This window comes from Desulfovibrio sp. TomC, from assembly GCF_000801335.2.
Taxonomy (GTDB): Bacteria; Desulfobacterota; Desulfovibrionia; order Desulfovibrionales; family Desulfovibrionaceae; genus Solidesulfovibrio.
This window is the reverse complement of sequence record NZ_JSEH01000120.1, coordinates 1-1004: the sequence shown is the minus strand read 5'-3', so window position 1 is coordinate 1004 and position 1004 is coordinate 1. Positions and strand designations below refer to the sequence as shown.

The window sequence follows — 1004 nt, the reverse complement described above, 5'->3', positions numbered from 1 at the left end:
CGACAAGCCAAGGAAGGCATGGTTGCGGCCTTTTCCGGGAAGGCGGCGACGGCACAGAAGGATAACGCCGCCGAGATCCGGGAACTCCACGCCAAGATCGGTCAATTGACCGTGGAGAAGGATTTTTTAGAGCGAGCCTTCGCCAAACGATGAGTCGCGAGCGAAGGCGTGGGATGGTCGAACGCGGGCATCCCCGACTCAGTATTTGTCGGCAGTGTCGCATCCTCGGGTTGGCCAGGTCGACTTGGTATCATCGCCCGAAAGGCGAGTCGGCCATGAATCTGGAACTGATGCGGCATATCGACGAGCAGTTTCTGGAGACGCCATTTTACGGATCGCGCCAGATGCGACGGCATTTGCGGCATCAGGGCATCGAGATCGGACGTGGCCGCGTGCGGCGGTTGATGCGCAAGATGGGGTTGGTGGCGATCTACCAGAAGCCCAGGACGAGTACGCCGCATCCCGAGCACAAGATTCATCCGTATCTGCTGCGAGATCTTGCGATCAAACGGCCAGACCAGGTGTGGTGCGCCGACATCACGTATGTACCGATGAAGCGAGGCTTCCTGTATCTGGTGGCGGTCATGGACTGGCACAGCCGGGCCGTGTTGTCTTGGCGTTTGTCCAACACCCTGGACGCTGATTTTTGCGTTGCCGCCTTGGAAGAGGCCATGAACCGCTATGGGGTGCCGGAAATCTTCAATACAGATCAGGGGTCGCAGTTCACTGGCCAGGGCTTCACGCAGACGCTTAAAGATGCCGGCGTTGCCATCTCCATGGATGGCAAAGGCCGCTGGATGGATAACGTCTTTATCGAGCGGCTATGGCGCTCGGTGAAATGGGAGTGCGTTTACCTGCGAGAACTCGAAACCGGCAGCCAAGCTCGCCAAGCGCTCGGAAACTGGTTCCACTTCTACAACGAGCGACGACCGCATACGGCTTTTGACGGTCGCCGACCCATGGACGTATACCGGGAGGGCCACTCGGCCCCCAAGGCGGCATAA

General features: G+C 59.0%; 1 pseudogene. It reads left to right on the top strand.

Annotation, left to right across the window (positions count from 1 at the left end):
- Window positions 1-1004: pseudogene (locus NY78_RS21790) on the top strand (IS3 family transposase); the annotation flags it as partial.